The sequence below is a fragment of the Shewanella sp. SM87 genome (genome assembly GCF_025653705.1).
Lineage (GTDB): Bacteria > Pseudomonadota > Gammaproteobacteria > Enterobacterales > Shewanellaceae > Shewanella > Shewanella oncorhynchi.
Map to the genome: position 1 here is coordinate 15,211 of NZ_JAKKSC010000041.1, position 18,498 is coordinate 33,708.

16 protein-coding genes and 2 pseudogenes are annotated in these 18,498 nt (G+C 44.6%); 4 read left to right on the top strand and 14 right to left on the bottom strand.

The features are described 5' to 3' along the window. Nucleotide 1 precedes the first annotated feature (1 nt). The 4 genes from silA to silC all read right to left on the bottom strand — a co-directional run bounded on the left by silA (nucleotide 2) and on the right by silC (nucleotide 6,332). Nucleotides 2-3,148 carry a Cu(+)/Ag(+) efflux RND transporter permease subunit SilA gene (silA, locus tag L5M11_RS21360; protein WP_259560933.1) on the bottom strand — a complete coding sequence of 1,049 codons (3,147 nt, stop codon included), beginning with the start codon at nucleotides 3,146-3,148 and terminating at the stop codon, nucleotides 2-4. A 10-nt stretch (nucleotides 3,149-3,158) separates the two neighbouring features. Next, on the bottom strand, nucleotides 3,159-4,451 hold the full coding sequence (gene silB / locus L5M11_RS21365) for a Cu(+)/Ag(+) efflux RND transporter periplasmic adaptor subunit SilB (RefSeq protein ID WP_259560931.1): 1,293 nt from the start codon (nucleotides 4,449-4,451) through the stop codon (nucleotides 3,159-3,161). Nucleotides 4,452-4,564: 113 nt separating this feature from the next. After that, nucleotides 4,565-4,918 carry a cation efflux system protein CusF gene (cusF, locus tag L5M11_RS21370; RefSeq protein ID WP_263193186.1) on the bottom strand — a complete coding sequence of 118 codons (354 nt, stop codon included), beginning with the start codon at nucleotides 4,916-4,918 and terminating at the stop codon, nucleotides 4,565-4,567. A 28-nt stretch (nucleotides 4,919-4,946) separates the two neighbouring features. Further along, on the bottom strand, nucleotides 4,947-6,332 hold the full coding sequence (silC, locus tag L5M11_RS21375) for a Cu(+)/Ag(+) efflux RND transporter outer membrane channel SilC (RefSeq protein WP_259560926.1): 1,386 nt from the start codon (nucleotides 6,330-6,332) through the stop codon (nucleotides 4,947-4,949). Nucleotides 6,333-6,521: 189 nt separating this feature from the next. On the opposite strand from silC, the gene silR reads away from it, so the two are divergent. Both silR and silS read left to right on the top strand, forming a co-directional pair. Next, on the top strand, nucleotides 6,522-7,202 hold the full coding sequence (gene silR / locus L5M11_RS21380) for a copper/silver response regulator transcription factor SilR (protein ID WP_011918411.1): 681 nt from the start codon (nucleotides 6,522-6,524) through the stop codon (nucleotides 7,200-7,202). After that, nucleotides 7,195-8,670, top strand: a complete 1,476-nt coding sequence (gene silS / locus L5M11_RS21385) for a copper/silver sensor histidine kinase SilS (protein ID WP_263193187.1) — start codon at nucleotides 7,195-7,197, stop codon at nucleotides 8,668-8,670. The genes silR and silS overlap by 8 nt, the downstream gene beginning before the upstream one ends. A 220-nt stretch (nucleotides 8,671-8,890) precedes the next feature. On the opposite strand, the pseudogene L5M11_RS21390 reads toward silS, so the two are convergent. Beyond that, nucleotides 8,891-9,100 (bottom strand): annotated as a pseudogene (locus L5M11_RS21390) (transposase family protein); the annotation flags it as partial. A 499-nt stretch (nucleotides 9,101-9,599) separates the two neighbouring features. Continuing rightward, a complete protein-coding gene (locus tag L5M11_RS21395; RefSeq protein ID WP_263193188.1) occupies nucleotides 9,600-10,820 on the bottom strand; it encodes an OprD family porin in 1,221 nt (406 codons plus the stop codon). Nucleotides 10,821-11,255: 435 nt separating this feature from the next. Here L5M11_RS21395 and L5M11_RS21400 point away from each other — a divergent pair, with 435 nt between their 5' ends. Then, entirely contained in the window at nucleotides 11,256-11,801 is a 546-nt protein-coding gene (locus L5M11_RS21400) for a CueP family metal-binding protein (protein ID WP_259560920.1), read from the top strand. 188 nt (nucleotides 11,802-11,989) lie between these two features. Here L5M11_RS21400 and L5M11_RS21405 read toward each other — a convergent pair whose 3' ends face one another. The 7 genes from L5M11_RS21405 to L5M11_RS21435 all read right to left on the bottom strand — a co-directional run bounded on the left by L5M11_RS21405 (nucleotide 11,990) and on the right by L5M11_RS21435 (nucleotide 17,742). Beyond that, a complete protein-coding gene (locus L5M11_RS21405; protein ID WP_037426042.1) occupies nucleotides 11,990-12,433 on the bottom strand; it encodes a YybH family protein in 444 nt (147 codons plus the stop codon). 75 nt (nucleotides 12,434-12,508) lie between these two features. After that, nucleotides 12,509-13,246, bottom strand: a complete 738-nt coding sequence (locus L5M11_RS21410; RefSeq protein ID WP_239642732.1) for a copper resistance D family protein — start codon at nucleotides 13,244-13,246, stop codon at nucleotides 12,509-12,511. A 173-nt stretch (nucleotides 13,247-13,419) separates the two neighbouring features. Next, nucleotides 13,420-13,842 carry a copper resistance protein CopC gene (locus L5M11_RS21415; RefSeq protein ID WP_037425940.1) on the bottom strand — a complete coding sequence of 141 codons (423 nt, stop codon included), beginning with the start codon at nucleotides 13,840-13,842 and terminating at the stop codon, nucleotides 13,420-13,422. 115 nt (nucleotides 13,843-13,957) lie between these two features. Further along, complete coding sequence (locus tag L5M11_RS21420) at nucleotides 13,958-14,671, bottom strand: copper resistance protein B (protein WP_011711624.1); 714 nt, start codon at nucleotides 14,669-14,671, stop codon at nucleotides 13,958-13,960. 11 nt (nucleotides 14,672-14,682) lie between these two features. Next, on the bottom strand, nucleotides 14,683-16,701 hold the full coding sequence (locus L5M11_RS21425; protein ID WP_011918406.1) for a copper resistance system multicopper oxidase: 2,019 nt from the start codon (nucleotides 16,699-16,701) through the stop codon (nucleotides 14,683-14,685). After that, on the bottom strand, nucleotides 16,698-17,213 hold the full coding sequence (locus L5M11_RS21430) for a DUF411 domain-containing protein (protein ID WP_011711622.1): 516 nt from the start codon (nucleotides 17,211-17,213) through the stop codon (nucleotides 16,698-16,700). Before L5M11_RS21430 ends, L5M11_RS21425 begins: the two co-directional genes overlap by 4 nt. Before the next feature lie 136 nt (nucleotides 17,214-17,349). After that, nucleotides 17,350-17,742, bottom strand: a complete 393-nt coding sequence (locus L5M11_RS21435; RefSeq protein ID WP_263193191.1) for a hypothetical protein — start codon at nucleotides 17,740-17,742, stop codon at nucleotides 17,350-17,352. A gap of 270 nt (nucleotides 17,743-18,012) precedes the next feature. Between L5M11_RS21435 and L5M11_RS21440 the strand changes: the two are divergent. Next, nucleotides 18,013-18,249: pseudogene (locus L5M11_RS21440) on the top strand (transposase family protein); the annotation flags it as partial. 58 nt (nucleotides 18,250-18,307) lie between these two features. Here L5M11_RS21440 and L5M11_RS21445 read toward each other — a convergent pair. Beyond that, the coding region (locus L5M11_RS21445) for a transposase (protein WP_263193192.1) at nucleotides 18,308-18,498 on the bottom strand (191 nt) is incomplete at its 5' end.

Below are 18,498 nucleotides of genomic sequence, written 5' to 3' on the forward strand. Positions count from 1 at the left end.
TTCAGGACACGCTTTTTTTATGTCTGCGCAGCCAGATTAATTTGTAGGCGGCAGGAATAATGAACAGGGACAGCAGCGGAGCCGTGATCATCCCACCAATCATGGGTGCCGCGATACGGCTCATGACTTCTGAACCTGCACCGGTTCCCCAGAGTATTGGCAGCAGACCCGCAATGATCACCGCCACGGTCATGGCTTTCGGCCGGACACGCAGTACGGCACCATGATAGAGGGCTTCATCAAGGCCTTCCGGTGTGAACGTCTCTTTACGGGACAATTCCGGGTGCGCTTCAATGGCATGACGCAGATATATCAGCATGACCACGCCAAACTCTGCTGCCACCCCGGCCAGGGCGATAAACCCGGTTCCGGTCGCCACTGACATATGGAAGCCCTGCCAGTACAGGAACCATATCCCGCCAACCAGGGCAAACGGCAGGCTCATCAGGATCAACAGGGCTTCATCAACCCTGCGGAATGCCAGATATAACAGGATGAAGATGATCATCACCGTCATCGGTACCATCAGTTTTAATTTCTTATTGGCGTGCTCGAGTAATTCAAACTGTCCTGAGAATGCCACACTGGTCCCCGGTCTCAGTTTCACTTTCTCACTGATGGCCGTCTTAATATCGTTCACCACCGACACCATGTCCCTGCCGCGGGCATCAACATAAATCCAGCTGGCTGGCCGGGCATTTTCGGTTTTCAGCATGGTTGGTCCGTAAACGACCTTAATATCGGCAACATCGCCCAGCGTAATTTGCTGCTTCATTGGGGTCAGGATTGGCATCTCTCTCAACGCCTGCGGACTGTTACGGTAATCCTGCGGATAGCGAATGTTAATAGGGTACCGGGCCACGCCTTCAACCGTCTCACCCACCATAGCCCCACCGATTGCTGAAGAGACGAACAGCTGGACGTCGCCCACAGTCATCCCGTACCGGGAAGCTTTTTCCCGGTTAATGTCCACATCAATATAACGTCCACCTTCCAGTCGTTCAGCCAGTACGGAAACCACACCAGGTACGGTTTTAGCGACTGCTTCGATACTCTGTGCTGTTACATCGATATCCGACAGAACAGTACCCGATACCTTAATACCTATCGGACTTTTAATGCCGGTTGAGAGCATATCAATACGGTTACGGATAGGCGGTACCCAGAGGTTGGCCAGACCCGGTAAACGGACGGTCCTGTCGAGTTCTTCAATAATCTTGTCAATCGTCATGCCTGGACGCCACTGATCCTCAGGTTTCAGTTGGATGGTGGTTTCCATCATTTCGAGCGGAGCAGAATCCGTGGCGGTCTCAGCCTTACCGGTCTTGCCAAAAACTGAGGCCACTTCAGGCACCGTTTTGATTAGTTTGTCCGTGGTCTGTAAGAGCGCAGCAGCTTCTCCAGGAGACACGCCAGGTAACGTTGACGGCATATACAACAGGTCACCTTCGTTAATCTTCGGTAAAAACTCGCCGCCCACCTGACTCAGTGGCCATATAACAGTGAAAATGGATAAAGCCGCAACCAGCAGGGTTGTTTTTGGCCAGTGTAGTACCCTGAGCAGTAACGGGTGATACGCTTTAATCAGCAACCGGTTCAGTGGGTTACTGGTCTCAGCAGGAATTTTCCCGCGGATCCAGAACCCCATCAGAATAGGGATAACAATGATTGCCAGTATGGCTGCACCCGCCATGGAATACGTTTTTGTAAAGGCCAGCGGACCAAACAGACGCCCTTCCTGCCCTTCCAGGGTAAAAATAGGAATGAACGATAATGTGATAATCAGCAGGCTGATAAACAGCGCTGGACCCACTTCAACGGAGGCGTCAGTGATAACCTTCCAGCGGGTGGCATTATCAATCTGTTCCCCGGGATGCTGATGGTCCCACTCCTCAAGCCGTTTATGCGCGTTTTCGATCATGACGATGGCGGCATCCACCATCGCTCCGACGGCTATTGCAATCCCTCCCAGCGACATAATGTTGGCATTCAGCCCCTGGAAGTGCATGACGATAAAGGCGATACACAGGCCAAGTGGCAGAGAAATAATCGCCACCAGGGCAGAACGGACATGCCAGAGGAACAGTGCGCAAACGACAGCAACAACGATAAACTCTTCAAGAAGCTTGTAACTGAGGTTGTCAATCGCACGATCGATTAACTGGCTGCGATCGTATGTCGTTACGATCTCCACTCCTTCAGGCAGGCTTGCCTTCAGCGTGTCCAGTTTATCCCTCACCGCCGTAATGACTTCGCGTGCATTTTTGCCCGAACGCAGGATCACCACTCCGCCAGCGACTTCGCCCTGACCGTTAAGCTCAGCGATACCACGCCGCATTTCCGGTCCCATTTGTATGCGGGCAACATCACGCAGGTAAACAGGTACTCCATTTTCCCCCGTTTTCAGGACGATATTTTTGAAATCATCAATAGTCTGAAGATAACCGCTGGCCCGGACCATATACTCTGACTCAGCAATTTCAACAGATGAGCCACCGGCTTCCTGGTTAGATGAGCTAAGAGCTTGTTTTACTTCTGGCAGACTGATGCCGTACTGCGTCAGTTTTACCGGGTCAAGCTGGATCTGATACTGCTTAACCACGCCGCCTACGGATGCAACTTCAGCGACATTAGGAATGGTTTTCAGCTCAAACTTCAGGAACCAGTCCTGCAGAGAACGCAGTTCTGAAAGGTCGTGTTTTCCGCTGCGATCGACAAGGGCATATTCAAAAATCCAGCCCACACCCGTGGCATCAGGACCGATTTCAGAACTCACACCAGCAGGCAGTTTTCCCTGAACCTGATTCAGATACTCCAGCACGCGAGAGCGCGCCCAGTACAGATCGGTGCCGTCTTCAAAAATGACATACACATACGAATCCCCGAACTGTGAAAAACCACGCACGGTTTTTGCGCCAGGCACGGACAGCATGGTGGTGGTAAGCGGATAGGTGACCTGGTTTTCTACAAGCTGCGGGGCCTGGCCGGGATAGCTGGTTTTGATAATGACCTGCACATCTGACAGGTCAGGCAAGGCATCTACCGGCGTGTTAATAATCGTCCATGTTCCCCAGATGCTGAGAAACAGGGCCCCCATCATGACCAGGAAACGGTTGGCGACAGAGCGCCGGATAATCCATTCAATCATCGTCGTCTCCTCAGTGCCCTGAATGCATATTTACAGGCTGGTCAGACATTGCTGGCATACTGCTTTCTGTTTTTTCAGGGTGGCGCATACGTTCCAGCGCGCCCGTAATATTGGCTTCGGAGTCAATGAGGAACAGGCCACTGACCACCACGGTATCGCCTTCATTCAGGCCGGAGCCGATGCCGGACTGTTGCTGTGATTCATGCAGAACGTGGATCTGTTTCGGCACAAACTTGCCTTCATCATCAACAGTAATCACGCGCTGTTCTTTGCCGGTATCAATAACGGCCTGGCTTGGTATCAGCAGCATCTCCTGGCTCTTGGTATTCAGTTTGAGATAGGCATTCATGCCCGGTTTGAGAAACTCATCCTTATTAGAAACCTGGAGACGGACCTGAAGCGTACGGGTTGTCTGATCCACGCTGGGAAGAATGTTCCATTTTTCGACATGGAATGTTTTATCCGGATAAGCCGGTACCGAAATTTCAAACTGCGACGTATCTTTCAGCAGATAGGCGATAGATTCTGGCACTGCAGCGCTGATCCAGACCGGGTCCATCCCCTGAATCTGAGCCACCACCTTATCTTTCGAAATATTCATGCCGGTGCGCAGGTCAAATGCAGTAATGACACCATCAATAGGTGCTTTAATGGTAAAACGGGTCTGGATTGTGCGGGTTGAACGCAGTCTTTGAATATCCTCTTCCGGCATACCAGCCAGACGAAGTCGCTCCAGAACCCCTTTTATCTGGGTTGGCGTACCGCCTGTACCGGATAGCAGCAGGAACTCACTTTGTGCCTCAACCCATTCAGGAATGGTGATATCGATAAGCGGAGTGCCTTTCTTCACATGATCGCCAATCGTCAGGGGATACACTTTTTCGACAAAACCGTCAGAGCGTGCCTGCAAAATGACAAACTGATACTCGTTGTAACTGACATTCGCCGGGATCGTCTGAGAATAATTCAGCATTCCGCGCGTGACTTTTTGCGTTTTTAATCCCAGGTTCTGAACCTGCGTTGGGTCAATACGGATCCCGCCATTGCTTTTCTCGTCGCTTTCATCAGCATATTTAGGCACAAGGTCCATATCCATAAAGGGAGATTTTCCGGGTTTATCAAATTTGGTACCCGGTTTCATCGGGTCATACCAGAAAAGTACCTTTTTCTCCGGTGCCTTTTGTTCTGTTTGTACTGTTTTTTGTGATGAGTTTACATACTGCCAGGCAGTAACCGATATCAGCCCTCCTGCTAGGAGGCTGCTGATAATTATTGCAGCATATTTTATCTTTAAAGAAGCCATACAATTTCTCGCTGAAAAATCAAAACACCTGGCATATGCGCCCGATCATTCATTCACAGTAATCCCTTAATGAATGTTCAGGCGCACTGGATGTATTCGCTCCGGACAGTCAATCAGGATTGCGTAACGTTAATGCTTTTGAGTAAGGAGATATTGCCCTGCTGAATAAACGAGAAATCGACATGGTTGCCGGTTTTCAGGGCATTGATAGCGTCGTCTGCATTAACAAAAGTGAAGCGCATGGTCATTGCAGGCCAGCCCACCGCAGGGATTGCTTCGTGCGAAATGGTGATCTTTTTACTATTCATATCAATGTCTTTAACGACACCGGTGCCCTTGATAACCTGCTGTACCGAAGCATCACTGGCAGCATTCATATCGCCATGCTGATGTGTTTCAGCATGAAGACAGGCAGAAAACATGACAGAGAAGGCACCAAATAAAACAGCTTTAAGTGAATTACGCATTTTTAATTTCCTGATTAATTAAATAAATTTATTCTACCCAACCGCCACCCAGCGCAGTAAACAGATTAATTTCGTTAACCTGTCGGGAATAGGTAAGATCGAGAATGGTTTGCTGCGTAGCGAAGAGGGAACGTTCTGCATCCAGCACTTCGATGTAACTGACAGCACCACTTGCATACAATCCTCTGGCTCGCTGGAGAGTTATCTGAAGTGAATCAAGATAACGCTGCTGTGACTCAAGTTGCTGGCTAAGGCTGTCGCGCAGCGCAAACGTGTCGGAAACATCCTTAAAGGCGGACTGAATTTTTTGTTCGTAATTAACCACCGACTGTTGCTGGCGAATTTCTGCCAGTTTGAGATAGGCTTTGTTCCTGCCGGCATTAAAAACAGGAATGTCAATTTTAGGGATAAAATTCCACATTCCGCTTCCTGGCGTGAAGAGACTGGACAGCTCCGTACTGCTTGCGGAAAGGCCACTGGTCAGGGTAATGGACGGGAAAAAGGCCGCCCGCGCTGCGCCAATATTCGCATCAGCCGCTTTCAGCTGGTATTCCGCCTCCATAATATCCGGTCGCTGCAGCAAAATTTGTGACGACAGGTTTGATGGCAGTTTAACTGGCGCGATCTCACCGCCTTTCATCCCTTTTTCTGGCGGCAGTGCACGGTACGTTCCCAGCACCAGTTGCAGGGCATTGTTTGCCTGAGCCAGATCGCCTTCTCGTTTGGCTATCTCAGCGCGGGTACTTTCGATTTGTCCCCTGGCCTGTTCAAGCGCCAGCACATTCGTACTCCCGGTCACGAGCTGTTGCTCAACGAAAGCATAGGACTGTTCGTAATTTTTCAGCGTTTCCCGCGCGATACGGAGTTGTTCATACGCCAGTTGCTGGCTGAAATAGCTTTGTGAAACGCTGGAGACCAGCAGGATATGTACAGCCCGACGGGCTTCTTCGCTGGCAAAGTAGTTCTGGCGATCAGCGTCACTCATGTTCTTGAGCTTGCCGAAAAAATCGAGCTCATAGCGGAGTTCCAGACCCGCGTCGTACTCCTGTGTGGTCGGCTTGTCGCCTTTCAGACCACCGCTGTAGGTGATCCCGGATGAGGCATTCAGCTGGGGATAACGATCTGCATCCGTGACGTTGAACTGGGCCCGGGCCTCTTCAACCTTCAGGGCAGCCATTCTCAAATTACGGTTATTAGCAAGGGCTTCCCCGATCAGCCGGGTAACCTGGGGATCGACAAAAAAGTTACGCCAGCCCGTATCCTGATAACCATTCACTGCTGGCGTAAGGCTGTTTCGGGACAGTGAAAACTGCTGGGGTACCGGTGCTGCCGGGCGCTGATATTCAGGTGCCAGAGAGACACAACCGGTCAGGATGAATATCGTGCTAATGCTGAGTAATTTTAATTTGAACATAACGCTTCTCGTCCAGGCAGACCTGGTAAATGGTTCAAATGAAGTCCAGAGTATTGATAGGGGTACTTTACCGAACGCTCTCTGTTTGTCGGGTGACAGGATAATGACAATGTTGTCATTTTTGCTGTAATCCGTTGATAATGATCGTGGGCGCAATAGAATGACCTTAGCAGCCAGCCGGGGAGCAAGATGAAAATATTGATCGTCGAAGACGAAATTAAAACAGGTGAATATCTCAGCAAAGGGCTTAGAGAGGCAGGGTTCGTAGTGGATCACGCTGATAATGGTCTTACCGGATATCATCTCGCCATGACAGCCGAGTATGATTTAGTCATTCTGGACATCATGCTGCCTGATGTGAACGGCTGGGATATCATCCGGATGCTGCGCACTGCCGGAAAGGGTATGCCGGTCTTACTGCTGACGGCCCTCGGCACGATCGAACACAGGGTCAAAGGACTGGAACTGGGTGCGGACGATTATCTGGTTAAACCCTTTGCGTTTGCCGAACTGCTAGCCCGGGTGAAAACCCTTCTGAGGCGGGGAAACACGATGATCACGGAAAGCCAGTTTAGGGTGGCTGGTCTCTCGATTGATCTCGTATCCAGAAAAGTCAGTCGCGCCGGAAACCGCATTGTGCTCACCAGTAAAGAGTTCAGCCTGCTGGAATTTTTCATTCGCCATCAGGGAGAGGTTCTTCCCCGTTCCCTGATTGCCTCTCAGGTCTGGGACATGAATTTTGACAGCGACACTAACGCGATTGATGTCGCCGTAAAGCGACTCCGCGCTAAAATAGACAACGATTACGAGACAAAGCTGATCCAGACAGTCCGGGGCGTGGGCTATATGCTGGAGGTCCCGGATGCATAGCAAACCTTCCAGGCACCCTTTCTCACTCTCCCTGCGGCTGACCTTTTTTATCAGCCTGTCCACGATACTGGCTTTTATCGCCTTCACCTGGTTTATGCTGCATTCTGTTGAAAATCATTTTGCCGAGCAGGATGTCAGCGATCTTCAACAAATCAGCACCACACTGAACCGTATACTCCAGTCCCCGGTAGATCCAGATGAAAAAAAAGTAAGCAAAATAAAGGAATCGATTGCCAGCTACCGCAACGTTGCCCTTTTGCTCCTCAATCCCAGGGGTGAGGTGCTCTTTAGTTCAGCGCAGGGGGCAGCACTACGCCCGGCCGTGAATTCAGCAGATTTTAGCGAGCACAGCCACGCACGGGATGTCTTTCTCTGGACGGTGGAGGATCCTGCGAGACCGATGGATACCGGGTCTGAAATGAAGATGGAAACATACCGGATTATCGCCTCCTCTGGCCAGGCGATATTTCAGGGCAAACAGCAGAACTATGTCATGCTGACTGGCCTCTCCATTAATTTCCATCTCCATTACCTCGATGCGCTGAAAAAAAATCTGATTGCGATTGCCGTCGTGATAAGCCTGCTGATTGTTCTGATCATTCGCATCGCTGTCCGTCAGGGGCACCTGCCCCTTCGTAATGTCAGCAATGCCATTAAAAGCATCACCTCCGAGAATCTTGATGCGCGGCTGGAACCGACACGCGTTCCCATTGAGCTGGAACAGCTGGTTATCTCGTTCAATCATATGATTGGAAAGATTGAGGATGTCTTTACCCGCCAGGCCAATTTCTCTGCCGATATCGCGCACGAGATCAGAACGCCCATCACCAATCTGGTGACGCAGACTGAAATCGCACTGAGTCAGGATCGAACCCAGAAGGAACTTGAGGATGTCCTCTACTCCAGTCTTGAAGAGTATAACCGGATGACCAAAATGGTCAGCGACATGCTGTTCCTGGCGCAGGCGGACAATAATCAGCTTATACCTGACAGGGTCCGGTTTGACCTCAGAGCAGAAGTCATGAAAGTCTTCGAGTTTTTCGAAGCCTGGGCCGAAGAACGCAATATCACGCTCAAATTTAACGGGATGCCCTGCCTGGTTGAGGGAGATCCACAAATGTTCAGAAGAGCGATCAATAATCTGTTATCCAATGCCCTGCGTTATACCCCGGAGGGACAGGCAATCACCGTCTCAATAAGAGAGCAAGAGAGCTTTTTTGACCTGGTGATTGAAAATCCGGGGAAACCAATCCCTGAAGAGCATTTATCAAGGCTTTTTGACCGTTTTTATCGGGTGGATCCGTCCAGACAACGAAAAGGAGAAGGCAGCGGCATCGGCCTTGCAATTGTGAAGTCAATCGTGGAAGCACATCACGGAAGAGTGCAGGTGGAATCGGACGTACGCTCAACTCGTTTTATCTTATCCGTGCTCAGACTGGAGCAAAGGATTCCGGAGCCCCAACACTGAGAATAAAGATTTAAATGACAAAGATGTCATTAGCCTGTCATGCAGCAAACAGAAGCCATTCGATATAATTAGTGCAACTTATCAGTAAGGCTGGATTGCTTCATCAATACCCGGCGTCAGAGTACGCCAGGAAATGAATATCCAGCCAACTCCCGGAGAAATAAACACTGCCGGACTTGTTTCAGTTATGGAAATGAAAATATAGGTTGTGCTTCCCCCGGACAGGGACACCTTCGGTCAGAATTCCCTTTTCTTTAAACCAATTATGGTGCCCGACAGCATAATCGTGGATCTCAGACCAACCTTCGGCGCCAGCAATCACACCACACAGAGTGACGAACAATACATCATGCAACGGGTAAGTCACTTTGGCAGATTGTCGGCTGTCAGCAATCGAGTTGAAATGTGATGTGAAGGCTTCAAGGTACATGCTCTTATGCTCTCTATAAGAAAAAGAGAGCATAAGATCATAATCGATGCCGTCCGTCAAATTTAGCTCAAAACGGTTAAAATATATTCACGATCTCGCCCTGCTTATGTTTGTAACCCCCCAGGGCCGGATTATACATTGTTAAATTGGTTAACAAACCTATCCAGTCGAACGAATTTCATTCGATTATGGATGATTTATATCAATCAATAATCTCGCATTAAGTCGACTTAAGAACAAAATAGCTAAATGTTAACAGAATTTACAAAGCATAATCTCACCCTGTGTAACCCCCTGGTTCTAAAATACATTCAAGATGAATTTTTTTGTAAACGTAGATATTGATAAATTATCAAATAACAAGTTTTTCAACTTTAATCATCTAGACGTATTTTTCATATAAAATTGTAAACCCAAGCACACCCATTAACACGACCTGAATTTACAATTACAATATAATTATTAGGGAATTAACATTTGTCAAAAACATTTACAACCTTTAAAAGCTGTAAATGAATTTCGTTCTTAAATCTGTAGCGTCTTTTTGATTGTTTTCATAATCCAATATTGAAAAATCAATTGATATACCGATATTTTCGAGTTTACCATCAAATTGATATGCAAGATTAACCGTCCATTCATTTAAATCTTTTCCCACTATGGGATTGTCAAAAGATGTATAAAATATTTTACCTTTAAGATTAGAGATAGCAGAACCTAACCCCAATTGATACGAATTTGTTCCAGATTCAAATGCCCCAACACCCGCAGTTTTAGTAGTGGCAGTAAACTGATAATAAGCTCCTTGACCAATGCCTCTAAAAACTCTATTTTCTCCTTCATTTCCTCCAGCTAATGTATAACCAGCAAAAAAATCTACTCCTCCCTGACTGAAACCTACTTTAAAGCCCAAAAGATCATTATCGACTAGTTCATTTTTATCCCACTTAGTTTTGTAATATTGCATTGCAATATAACTGTTAAAGTTAGTTGGCAATGTATATTCGACATCCGCATAAAGTGCTTGGACTTCATTTATTACATTTGCGTACTGTGAGTTAACTTTGAATTTTTTAGCGATTCGCTTGTTAACTTGTACGAAAAAAACGCCATCATTACCTATTTTATAAAAATCGCCAGGAGAGCCAGAACCATTAAAATCAAAATCAACAAATTCATTATCAACATAAAACGATTTATCTGTTCGAGTCTGATATTTAGTCACATATCCAATCGAAATATCAGTACCATCAAAATGACTTGAAGACACCTGATACATTTCAAAAGATTCATTTATCAATCTTGCACCTGAGTTAGCGATAAGGGGTGATGAAAAGTGTTGTCTACCTCCAGAAAACACAGTATCACCAAACTGATACTTCAAAAAAGCTTCCGATAATACAAGACCTTGTGCGTTCATATCTCCCGCAGTTGTATCATCATCATCATTGATATTACTAACGTATGACCCCTGTACCTCTCCTCCCAATTTAAACCCATTAAACTCTGATGTATTAAAAGTAACATTACCACCATTCACCCAAATCGAGCTATTCTCTGTATTTGAATCGTCAAAATCTTGTTCGAAATAGTACGATCTCGCTGTACCTCCAACATTACCATTGTGTATCCATTCAGAAAAACTCTCAATATCATCATTAGAGAGTGCATTATTACTCATTGCTAATAGCACCAAAACATATTTATTATATTTAAACATACAAACCTTATTAACGTTAAGTTACAAATAAGAAACTATATTAAGTAAAACTAAAATCAAAGATAAACAAATAAATTACAAACCCAATCGATAATACAAACTAGAGCATTTTTAACAGTGATCTATTTCGCAAAAAAAATATCAAACCGACATAAATATTAATTTAAAATAAACATAGGTTTAAAACCCAAGTTTAAAAACTTAGGTAGAAAAATTAAATGAAGACGCAAGTTTAAAACCTGAGCTAAAAACGTGGGAGAATAGAGCGTTAAAGCATATATTTAAAAAACAAAAAAACAAACGACCAAAAACATCAGGCCAATATCAATAATGTTAATTAGATCAATATATATAAAACCACAATCGTTACAATAAAAATAAGCGAGGCACGTTTAAATAAAAATATTTTATAAACTATATAGGAAAAATCAGACCATGATTAAAAAACACATTCTATTAGCACTTATAGTTGCATATTCAAGTCAATCATATGCCACAATAATAAATGCAGAAACGTTTAAAAACTTAGACTATAAGAGTGCTGTTACAACAGCACATACACTATACAAAAATAATGAAGGGATAATGATAAAAGTATTACCCAATAGAATAGTTGCAACTTTCTCAGATGGTAAAAGTAGTTCTGTAGCAATACCAAAAGATCAATTCTTTCTTTCAATAGCTCCGTACATTAATAGTTCTCATCCATGTACGAATCATGTTTTAACAGGTTGTACCGGAGAGATAAGAAATCAAACAATGAAAGTTGTCATGATTGATACTGACACAGGTGAAACATTAATAGACAAAAAAATGACGACACAACGTGATGGATTTATAGACTTTTGGGTTCCAAAAGATAAAAATTTAGCATTTAATATTTACTATGAAGCAAAAGACGGAAGCAAAAGAGTGGCGAGAGAAGTATTGTCTACTTTCAATAACGATAGAACTTGCATTACAACTATGAAACTTATTTAAAATTAACATTTAAATATGGCTTGTAAAAGGACTGGAATTACTCCGGTCTTTTTTATATAAAAAATGGAAATCCTTTTCCATAAAATATCATGCATTAACATGACGTGAGTCTTTGTGGTTTTCTTGGGAACACTACCTACAAAGGAACTCAAGATAATCCTTTATCTGGTTGATGAAATTCTTATTAGTTACGACCAGTGCACGTGGGTTATTTTCCAACTACCATCCACTTGTTTAATTAACACAAGCGTTTCCATGGTCATCGAGTCAATACTTTTACCCTTATATTCACCTTGGGCGTGACTTATTGACGTTGAAATAGCAATGTCACCCGTAATCGTTATTTGGTGTTCTTTTGGCGTTATGGTTAACCCTTTTAAGTAAGCCATATCCGCAAGCATATGATGATTGGCATAATCCGTAAGTGAACGTTCTACTTTTCCACCTTCATAAATTTGCACATTGGCTGCTAATGACTGCCTAACAATAGCCTCATTGCCCGTTTGTAATGCAGCATGAAATTGTTTGACGACATTACCCGCGGCGGAATCAACACCGATAAACGCTTTTTGTTCTATAGGGTGAGTTTCATCACCATGGGCGAAGCTCAATGAGCTTTGTCCTGCGGACATCAGTAATATCCCGGTCGTTATGAGTATTGTTAAAGGGCTATTTTTCATTTTTATCTCTCTGTTAATTTATAGTGATTATCCAAGGCTCATAGGACCTAGCACGCTCGAAAGTACCGCTGTTGTCGCTAATATCAGTACTGCTATTAATGCTTCTAATCCAATCGATTTTTGTAGTTTTTGTTTTGCGAGTAATGTGTTCGCAATCGTTAATTTTGGTACTAAAACCAATTTATGCCATGCTGCTATAAGCAAAATGATAGCCACCAAACAGAGCTTGATGGTGACCGCAATACCATAATCGGAACTGATTAATTCAGTGGGACTATCAAACAACATCCACACCATTCCCATGCCTGAAAGCAACACTAGAATGACAATCACTATGCCTAAACGACCAAATGTATCCATGACATTTTTTATGACGATGTGGTCATCGGTGCAGCATAATTTCCATAATGGATAAAAAGCGCCTATCCAACTGCCAATGATCAACACGTGTATCAATATTAAGCCTTGAGCAAGCAATCCCAGTTCAGTGCTATGGCCAATAAAAGTAAACGTGACAGCAATTAACAGACAACTGAGAATCGCTAATACCGCAGAAAACGTTTTGATATAACGGTTCTTATGTAACAGTAAACCACTAGCCACTAGCATTAACCCAAAACCGATTAAGCGCCAAAGCACCGTTTGCCCTACCTGGGTTGGCCACAGAAAAGCATGCATCTGCGCATCAAATATTCCCATCAAGCCGTTTTCAGCAAAAGCCCCTACTTGCGCAAAATAATTGATACTAACGGCAATCAATCCCAATACGGCACCTAGGCCGGTATATTTTGCAACGCTAATGCTCAGATTAAGTTGACCCTTAATGAGGTATTGCATCAATGTGCCGCCAATAACAGCGGCAACACTCAGATAGATAACCCATTTAGATATCAACACCGATATTTCAAATACGGTTAATATCATGTTTACTCATCCACTTATTGATGTGCAGTGTGCTCGCTAGTCTCATGCTCCATTGTCATAGGCGGTGCACTGCGAGTGTTCATGCCAGAGTCGTGAAGCATAAAGCTCATGTTGCCTTTCATCTTATGACCGTCATCACCCATGATCATCCAGTTAACCGTGTAATTAGCTGCGCTTAATGCTGGTAGAGCGAATGAAAATGCTGCTTGGCTGGTCGCACTTGAAGGTAATGTTAGCGGTACGCTTTGCTGCTTCTCATCTTGCATTGTTAATTTGACCAAACGTACCGGAGCCGTAAAGGTCAGTTCAAGCGTTGTTGGTGCTTGACTTAGCATGGCACCGTTAGTGGGCATAGAACTGCCCAGTCCGACATGAGCAAATGCTGAAGCACTCAGGAATAGACTTGTTACGACTAAAACGTTGTTAAATAATTTCATGATATTTCCTTTTATATTGTTTTTAACGATCGAAAAACGGTTTACATAAATGATTTAATATTGGCTTAGCTAACATCTTGGCGCCAAGCTTATAACTCAGTGTACGAACGAGGTCTTAGAACCACGCGCTAAAACCAATAACAAACTGGGTTTCTTGTGTATCTTCCCCTTCACTTCGGGCGTAATCGGCGGTATTACCGAGCTTCTGACGCCAATCAACACCGATATAGGGTGCGAACTCTCGAACAATCTCGTATCTCAATCGCAGCCCTGCACTGACGTCAGATAAGCCTGAGCCTATTCCAAGTTCAGCATCGTCCTTACCAAATAAATTAACTTCTACTTCAGGTGTGAGTATCAATTTTTGAGTGATTAACAGTTCATATTCCGCACTCAACCGCATAGCCGTACGGCCTTGTTCACCGATGAATAAGGCCGCGTCAATATCAAAAAAATATGGCGCTAACCCTTGAACCCCAATCACAGCCCAATTACGGTTCGGCGTCGGTTTGATATCGGTTTTAATACCGAATTGTACATCCCAGTATGGTGCGATGGGCTTACTGTAAAGAGCCTGAATTTCAAGGTCTTGCTTATCACTATTTGAATATTCACCTTCGGTTTTAAGCCACAACTTATTCAAATCGTAACCTAACCAGGCTTGTGCACTAAACTGGGTAGGATCTTGCGGATCCACGCCTTTTTCAAATTGATCCAGCATGACTTTTGTTAATAGAGGATCATCATTACCGCCGGCAAACACAGCTGAGCTAGCCAATGAGGCGCTCAGACTCAACAGTCCCAATGCCACTAAATTCGTTTTATTCATCTGTATTCCCCTTATTTCACCACGACTTTTCTGAACATGCCTGGCATGTGGAATAACAAGTGGCAATGATATGCCCATTGCCCTTTTGCATCGGCGGTGACTAAGTAACTGATCTTAGAACCCGGCTGAACTAATACCGTGTGCTTACGGGGAATAAAATCAGGGTCGCCTGTCTCTAACTCACTCCACATACCATGCAAATGCATAGGGTGAGTCATCATCGTGTCGTTCACTAAGGTGATCCGCAGTCTTTCTCCGTATTCAAACTCTAATGGCGCGGCGTCCATAAATTTCACCCCATTCACAGACCACATATATCGGTTCATATTGCCGGTTAAATGCAGTTGAATTTCGCGGCTAGGTTGGCGCGTGTCGTAGGTAGGATGTAAGCCTTTAATATCGCCATAAGTTAATACTTTGCGATTAAATTGTTGTTGATGGTCACGCAATCCAATCCCGGGATCGTGTAAACCACTTTTTGGCGCATCTGCACGCATATCCACTTGTGGGCCGAACTCGGTGTCAATGTGTTTAATTTCATTGTTACTGCCAAAGCCTGCAAGCCCTAGTCCTGAGACTGTCGCTTTCGCAGCGTCCATGGCCATTTTGCTGTGATCCATGCCTGACATATCACCGCCACCCATAGCCATCTTGCTGTGATCCATGCCTGACATATCACCGCTGCCCATAGCCATCTTGCTATGATCCATGCCTGACATATCACCGCCGTCCATAGCCATCTTGCTGTGATCCATGCCTGACATATCACCGCCACCCATAGCCATCTTGCTGTGATCCATGCCTGACATATCACCAGCGCCCATGTCCATTTTGCTATGATCCATACCGCTCATATCCATATCACTCATATCCATGCCCATATCACTGTGGCCAAGGACTGGCCTTGGATCCATTGGGGGAATAGGAGCATGTAAACTGGCATCTGAGGTAAGGTTACCTACCGTAAAGCCGGTGCGGTCAATACTTTGAGCGAAAATACAATAGGCATTATCAACCTCTGGCTCAATAACCACATCATAGGTTTCAGCAACACCGATTCGAAATTCATCCACAGATACCGGTTGAATGTTCTGACCATCACTGGCGACAACACTCATTTTGAGACCCGGTATACGTACATCAAATATGGTCATAGCAGAACTATTTATAAAGCGTAAGCGCACCTTCTCACCTTGTTCAAACAACCCTTGCCAGCCCTGTTGCGGAGGATTGCCATTCATTAAATAGGTGTAAGTTGAACCCGTAACATCAGATATGTCTCTGTCACTCATGCGCGCGTTATTCCACATCGAACGAGCGTTCCACGTATTGGCTAAGCCATTTTTATTCACGTCAGAGAAAAAATCCATTACCGTACGCTCACGGTAATTATAGTAATCGGCTTGTTTCTTTAATTTGGCATAAATGTTTTCAGGGGCTTCGTCAGACCAATCAGACAGCATGATCACATAGTCACGGTCATATATAACCGGATCGGGGGTCGCTGGATCAATCACAATAGCGCCGAATAAACCGGTTTGTTCTTGATAGCCTGAATGACTGTGATACCAATATGTGCCACTTTGCTGGACGGTAAATTGATACTCAAATGTTTCACCGGGTTTAATGCCATCAAAGCTAAAGCCAGGCACACCGTCCATTTCGGTGGGTAAAATAATACCGTGCCAGTGAATAGAGCTATCATGGTCGAGATTATTTTTTACTCTTAAGGTGACTGTTTCACCTTCTTTCCAACGTAATAACGGCGCGGGCAGTAATTGGTTTACCACAGTAGCTCGAGCAGATTTCCCGGTAAAATTAACCATTTTATAGTCAATTGATAAGTCAAACACTTTGCCAGAGAGCTGGCTCAACGATTGGCTTAACGCATTGGCAACGGCATTTTTAGGGAAAGGGATCGACATCAATGCCAACATGGCGGATGCACCAAACACAAACCGGCGTCGGCTGTTGTTGAGTTCACTGTTTGTCATTTGAATCATGGGTTTTATCATGTATTGCGATTTCATTGTACAGACTCCTCAAGCGAGTTCACTTGGGCGTAAACTTCACTACTGCCATCTTTTTTCAACAGTAAGACTTGATATGGCATAAATTTATCTTGGTACTCCATGCCAGGGCTGCCCACTGGCATAGCGGGTACGGTTAAGCCGATAGCATCTTTAGGAGGGGTGGCTAAAAAACGACTAATGAATTTTGCAGGGACATGCCCTTCAAACACATAACCTTGAGATGACACAGCGGTATGGCAAGATTGCATTGAAGCAGGAATGCCCTTTGACTGTTTAAACTCATAAAGGTTGTTAATATTGTGGGCACTAACACTAAATCCACGCTCACTAATATGCGTTAGCCATTTCTCACAACAGCCGCAATTAGCATCTTTATAAACGGTGAGTAATGGCTCCGTAGTGCCGGGCTCTGCTGCACGGGCAATTAATATCCCTCCCATAGTTTGCAGAATAAAAATAGTACCTATGACACGAAAAAAACTAATAGAATTGCGATATAGAGCAGACATAATATTGCCTCCAAATCAAATTTCGTCACATTAAACAACGCGGTTTAATGTCAGTTTATTAACCAAAAGGTTAAAAAATTGAAACTACATGATTGGCTAGGACAGCTAGCAAAAAAAAGGCGTAACTGTGCCTATGTTAGGCAAATATTGGAGGACGGTATAAAGAAGAACGATACTGAGGCATTAGTGCTGAGGTAAACATTGTTGCAGCATTAACTAAATTGACTTCTGATTTAAGCGTTGGCATCGCCATCGTTAAAGCGACTGATAAACATGATCCGACAGGACAATGGCACGCTTGGGCGCAGCAACTATCATCCGCACCATCACTCATATCCATGTTCATGTTCATGTTCATGTTCATGTTCATTTGCATACTAGCGTCATGACATGCTTTGCCATTTTCAGCAGGCATATTTGAAGTCGTCATTGAATTCATTGGCATAGTACCAGGCATAATCACAGACGCAAAAGTTTGACCGACAAACGTCAGTAAAACAAACATCATGATTAAGTGGATTCTACGCAAAATATATCTCCAATGATTATCAAATAATAGTAGTGAAAAATACTGCATTTAGCAATGAAAATTTATTTGAAAAACATAATTAAATGAAAATAAAAATAACATTTTAAAATAAAAAATATGATAACAATCAATCCAATATAAAATCAGGGGCTGATCATACTCGATCGCTTTTTATGCATAACCCTTAAAAACAATGAGATAAGAAATAGCTTGATTGATCCCGCCAATGTGATCAAATAGGTCACTTTTTCTTTGTCTTTTGACCTATATATGCTCAAACATCTCGATAACATTACTGATTGCCGTTCCCATATAAATCAAGAACATGATGTCATTGACATCTGTTTTCTTGTGCTTAGTGCCGTCATCTCAGGCGCTCAAAGCTGGTCTGCTTGCCATGAATTCGGCACATTGGAATTGGAATGGTTACGGAAATACCGCCCCTTTACCAATGGTATTCCCAGCCAGCAGAGTATTGGTCGTATTTTTAGAGGAGTGTCGAAGCAATGTAAGCGTCCATTTTAGGACGTATTGACGCCTTATAGATTTCGGCCAAGCATCCTGGCTAGATGTCTTTCATGATCTGCACCAGTCCTGGTGGGATTTTCCACTGGCGGTTATCATCGCTGACCACCATCACTGATTTCTTGTTGATTTTGATAACCACCCCGAACACTTGGCCTTCTTTGGCCTTGAAGTGGACTTTTTGGCCTAAACGTAGCTGGCTTAGAACATTGATGTCGTTTTGCAAACGTA